The sequence below is a fragment of the Neisseria sp. P0009.S008 genome (genome assembly GCF_051958615.1).
GTDB classification, from domain to species: domain Bacteria; phylum Pseudomonadota; class Gammaproteobacteria; order Burkholderiales; family Neisseriaceae; genus Neisseria; species Neisseria subflava.
On sequence record NZ_JBQCVG010000107.1, the window covers coordinates 1 to 236 of the forward strand.

The window sequence follows — 236 nt, forward strand, 5'->3', positions numbered from 1 at the left end:
TCGGTATACAGTAAAGTACGGGCGGTATGCTCGCCTTTTTTTGCGTGATGCGGCGAAACGATACGCTCTTTACCGTTTTCTATTTCACGCTTGGTCGTACTGCGTTTTTCCACATCATGCAGCATGGCGGCAGCAAACAGAATATGCTGCTCCTGTCCATCAAGCGCTTGGAACTCGGGCAGTTGTAAAAGGGCTTCGCATACCATTTTGGTATGCGTAAATACATCGCCTTCAGC

At 48.7% G+C, this 236-nt stretch carries 1 protein-coding gene; it reads right to left on the reverse strand.

The window, feature by feature from the left end:
• A partial coding sequence (locus tag ACTHSQ_RS11475; RefSeq protein ID WP_440375974.1) for an HD domain-containing protein occupies window positions 1–236 on the reverse strand: 236 nt, incomplete at both ends.